General features: G+C 69.3%; 4 protein-coding genes. 3 read left to right on the forward strand and 1 reads right to left on the reverse strand.

Annotation, left to right across the window (positions count from 1 at the left end; all coding sequences use genetic code 11):
• Positions 1 to 190: 190 nt before the first annotated feature.
• Complete coding sequence (aceE, locus tag E1289_RS36520) at positions 191 to 2,980, reverse strand: pyruvate dehydrogenase (acetyl-transferring), homodimeric type (RefSeq protein WP_131988583.1); 2,790 nt, start codon at positions 2,978 to 2,980, stop codon at positions 191 to 193.
• Between the two features lie 213 nt (positions 2,981 to 3,193).
• Here aceE and E1289_RS36525 point away from each other — a divergent pair, with 213 nt between their 5' ends.
• The 3 genes from E1289_RS36525 to E1289_RS36535 all read left to right on the forward strand — a co-directional run bounded on the left by E1289_RS36525 (position 3,194) and on the right by E1289_RS36535 (position 4,552).
• On the forward strand, positions 3,194 to 3,391 hold the full coding sequence (locus E1289_RS36525) for a DUF1918 domain-containing protein (RefSeq protein WP_131988585.1): 198 nt from the start codon (positions 3,194 to 3,196) through the stop codon (positions 3,389 to 3,391).
• A 115-nt stretch (positions 3,392 to 3,506) separates the two neighbouring features.
• A complete protein-coding gene (locus E1289_RS36530) occupies positions 3,507 to 3,914 on the forward strand; it encodes a YjbQ family protein (protein ID WP_131988587.1) in 408 nt (135 codons plus the stop codon).
• Positions 3,915 to 4,123: 209 nt separating this feature from the next.
• The gene (locus E1289_RS36535) at positions 4,124 to 4,552 is read left to right on the forward strand and encodes a DUF3052 domain-containing protein (RefSeq protein WP_131988589.1); all 429 of its coding nucleotides are present in this window, start codon (positions 4,124 to 4,126) and stop codon (positions 4,550 to 4,552) included.
• The last annotated feature ends 85 nt before the right edge of the window (positions 4,553 to 4,637 follow it).

Genomic DNA, 4,637 nt, shown 5'->3' on the forward strand with positions numbered 1-4,637 from the left:
CGGCCCCCGAGACACTGCCGTTCTCCCGCTCCAGCGCCTCGAAGAACCTTGCCTTCAGGTCCTCAAAATCCATGATCCCCGCAACTCCCTGAAGATCAGGGTGTTGCGGGGATCACTAGAACCCGCCGAACCTCGGGGCCCTTCCGGTTTTGCGGCCTACACCTCCGCGATCACCGCGTTCTACAGAGGATCACGCGTCTCCGCCTGTGTTGCTCTCCGAACTGCCGACGCCGTTGGCGAACACGTCGCTGACGTCCGCGTCGAGCCGGTAGCGCTGGATCGCCTGCTGGAGCGTCTCCGGCTTGATCTCGCCGTGCCGGGCCAGCCGGGTCAGCACCGCCAGGACGATCGACGCCGCGTCCACGTGGAAGAACCGGCGGGCGGCGGCGCGGGTGTCGGAGAAGCCGAACCCGTCGGTGCCGAGCGAGGTGTAGTCCGTGTGGACCCACGGGGCGATCTGGTCGGGTACGGCGCGGGTGAAGTCCGACACCGCGACGATCGGCCCGGCCACGTTCTCCAGCCTCCGGGTCACGTACGGGACGCGCTGCTCGGCGTCGGGGTTCAGCAGGTTCCACTCGTCGCACCGGCGGGCCTCGCGGGCCAGCTCGTTCCACGAGGTCGCCGACCACACGTCGGCGGCGACGCCCCAGTCCTCCGCGAGGAGCTGCTGCGCCTCCAGGGCCCACCGGCCGCCGACACCGGACGCGAGGATCTGCGCCCGCGGGACCTCACCGTTCCCGGAGACGACCTCCGGGGCGGCCTTGTACGGGTACAGGCCCTTGAGGAGGCCGTCGACGTCCACGTCGTCGGGCTCGACGGGCTGCTGGTACGGCTCGTTGTAGACGGTCAGGTAGTAGAAGATGTTCTCGCCGTCCGGGTGCTCCTCGGACGTCCCGTACATGCGGCGCAGCGCGTCCTGGACGATGTGGGCCAGCTCGAACGCCCACGTCGGGTCGTAGTGGACGCAGGCCGGGTTGGACGCGGCGAGCAGCGGGGAGTGGCCGTCGGCGTGCTGGAGGCCCTCACCGGTGAGGGTGGTGCGCCCGGCGGTGGCGCCCAGGAGGAAACCGCGGCCCATCTGGTCGGCGAGCGACCACATCTGGTCGCCGGTCCGCTGGAAGCCGAACATCGAGTAGAAGATGTACACCGGGATCATGTGCTCGCCGTGCGTGGCGTACGCGGTGCCCGCGGCGATCGCCGACGCCATCGACCCGGCCTCGCTGATGCCCTCGTGCAGCATCTGGCCGCTCTGCGACTCCTTGTAGGACAGCAGCAGCTTGCGGTCCACCGCGTCGTAGGTCTGCCCGTGCGGCGAGTAGATCTTGGACGTGGGGAACAGCGAGTCCATGCCGAACGTGCGGTACTCGTCCGGCGCGATCGGCACGAACCGGGCGCCGATGTTCTCGTCCTTGATCAGGTCCTTGAGCAGCCGGACGAACGCCATGGTCGTCGCGACGTTCTGCTTGCCGGAGCCCTTCTTCAGCTCGCTGTAGACGGGGTCGCCGGGCAGCTTGAGCGGCTTGGCCCGCACGACGCGCTTCGGCAGGAACCCGCCGAGCGCGGCGCGGCGCTCGCGCATGTACTGGATCTCGTCGGAGTCCTCGCCCGGGTGGTAGTAGGGCGGGAGCGGCGCCTCCAGGGCCGAGTCCGGGATGTCGAGGTAGAGGCGGTCCCGGAACTCCTTGAGCTCGGCCTTGGTGAGCTTCTTCATCTGGTGGGTGGCGTTGCGGGCCTCGAAGTCGGAGCCGAGCGTCCAGCCCTTGATGGTGTGCGCGAGGATCACGGTCGGCTGCCCGACGTGCTCGCGGGCCGCCTTGAACGCCGCGTACACCTTGCGGTAGTCGTGTCCGCCGCGGGACAGCTTGCGCAGCTCGTCGTCCGACAGATGCTGGACGATCCTGCGCAGCCGCGGGTCGGCGCCGAAGAACTTCTCCCGGATGTACTCGCCGGACTCGACGGTGAACGTCTGGAACTGCCCGTCCGGGGTGGTGTTCATCTGGTTGACGAGCACGCCGTCGACGTCCTGCGCGAGCAGCGGGTCCCAGTCGCGGCCCCAGATGACCTTGATGACGTTCCAGCCGGCGCCGCGGAAGTAGGACTCCAGCTCCTGGATGATCTTGCCGTTGCCGCGGACCGGGCCGTCCAGCTGCTGGAGGTTGCAGTTGATGACGAACGTGAGGTTGTCGAGCTCCTCGCGGGCGGCGAGGCCGATCGCGCCGAGCGACTCGGGCTCGGCCATCTCGCCGTCGCCGAGGAACGCCCACACGTGCGAGCGGGACGTGTCCTTGATCTTCCGGTTGTAGAGGTAGCGGTTGAACCGGGCCTGGTACACCGAGTTGATCGCGGTGAGGCCCATGGACACCGTGGGGAACTCCCAGAAGTCCGGCATGAGCCGCGGGTGCGGGTAGGACGACAGGCCGCCGCCCGGGTGCGAGTGCTCCTGGCGGAACCCGTCGAGCTTGTCCTCGGGCAGCCGTCCCTCTAGGTAGGCGCGGGCGTAGATGCCCGGTGAGGCGTGCCCCTGGATGAAGACCTGGTCGCCGGACTCGCCGTGGTCCTTGCCGCGGAAGAAGTGGTTGAAGCCGACCTCGTACAGGGAGGCGGCGGAGGCGTAGGTGGCGATGTGGCCGCCGACCCCGATTTCGGGACGGTTCGCCCGCGACACCATGATCGCGGCATTCCACCGGATGTAGGCGCGGATGCGCCGTTCCACGTGCTCGTCGCCGGGGAACCAGGGCTCGTGCTCCGGCGGGATGGTGTTGATGAAGTCCGTGCTGCGCAGGCCGGGCACCCCGACCTGCAGCTCCCGGGCCCTCTCCAGGAGCCGGAGCATCACGTAACGGGCCCTGCCGCGGCCTTCTGTCTTGATGACCGTGTCCAGCGACTCCAGCCACTCCCGGGTTTCGTCCGGGTCGATGTCCGGCAGCTGGCTCGGCAGGCCGTCGCTGATGATCGAAAAGCGTTGACGTCCGGAAGCCACGGGGTCCCCTCTGTCCTTACGTCCATGCTGGTGAGACCGGGGCCTCCGCGCGGGTCGGCCACCGGTCCCCGGCAGACTGTTGTCGCTCGTCTCAGATTCCATCGTCGCCGTTTATGGCGGCTAACGCATCTCTACCAACCGGTAACCATTCTCCCCGGTCAACCGGGGTACGCACCCGGTAGAGCGGTTTTTCCCGACGAGATCGGAGGAGCCATGAACGGGCGAGTCGGAGACCGGCTGCTTGTCCACGGCAACGTCGTGGGGCAGCCCGACCGGCAGGGGGAGATCCTGGAGGTGCGGGGCGAGAACGGGAGCCCGCCGTACCTGGTCCGGTTCGAGGACGGCCACGAGACCCTGGTGTACCCGGGGCCCGACGCGGTTATCGAAACAAGGGAGCGGATGTCCCGCTAGCCGGACCGAGCACGTCCCGGGCACCGCGTCCCGCGGTCCCGGAAGATCATGCGGTTTATGAAGATCGTGCGGCCCCGGAAGCGTCCGGGGCCGCGGATCGGGTATGCCGGGCACCATGGAGAGCACCGTGATCCGCGTGACGACCGGGGCGCGCGAGGTCGTGCACGACATCACGGCCGAGTGCGAGCGGTTCGCGGCGTCGGCGGGCGGCGACGGGCTGCTGCACGTCTTCGTCCCGCACGCCACCGCCGGCGTAGCGATCATCGAGCTGGGGGCCGGCAGCGACGACGACCTCCTGGCCGCCCTCGGGGACCTGCTGCCGGCGGACGACCGCTGGCGGCACGCGCACGGCTCCCCTGGACACGGGCGGTCGCACGTGATGCCCGCGCTCGTCCCGCCGTTCGCGACCCTGCCGGTCGTCGGCGGGCGGCTCGCGCTCGGGACGTGGCAGTCGGTCGCTCTGGTGGACCTCAACGTCGACAACGCCGACCGTCAGATCCGGTTGTCGTTTCTCAAGGGGTGAGCTCACCCTGCGTGGGGATGCTGTCACCGCGATTTCCGTAATCGGACCAATGAGGCCACCAAAAGCCGGGAAGACACTTGCGCTAGGGGCCCTCACTTGTGTGGACTGTCCCGCAAACACCGCACAGGTGCGGGCGGGCCACCCGTCCCGGGGGGCGAACAGATACATGCACGGCACCGTGCGGACTTGACGACCATGGGAGGACTTTCGTGAGCGCGACCGCGGGTCAGGCGCAGTCTGAGCGCAGCCTGGCCGAACGGCTCGGCCTGAAGGCGGGCCAGGTGGTGCAGGAGATCGGCTACGACGACGACGTCGACGAGGAGCTCAGGGACTCCGTCGAGGCCGTCACGGGGAACGAGCTGGTCGACGAGGACTACGAGGACGTGGTCGACGTCGTGCTGCTGTGGTGGCGCGAGGAGGACGGCGACCTGTTCGAGGGCCTGACCGACGCGATGATCCCGCTCACCGGGGGCGGCAACATCTGGCTGCTGACGCCCAAGGCGGGCCGGGACGGGCACGTGGAGCCCAGCGACATCGGCGAGGCCGCGCAGACGGCCGGGCTGTCGCAGACCAGCAGCGTCAGCGCCGCCAAGGAGTGGTCGGGAACGCGGCTGGTCGCGCCCAAGGTCCGCAAGTAGTCCCCGGCACCCGGATCCCCGGGCGCGGGGTGGCAGACTGATCCCGTCCCCCACGCCGGTGGGGGGGCGGGGCGTGGCCCCGCCG

The organism is Actinomadura sp. 6K520, from assembly GCF_004349245.1.
In the GTDB taxonomy this organism is placed as follows: domain Bacteria; phylum Actinomycetota; class Actinomycetes; order Streptosporangiales; family Streptosporangiaceae; genus Spirillospora.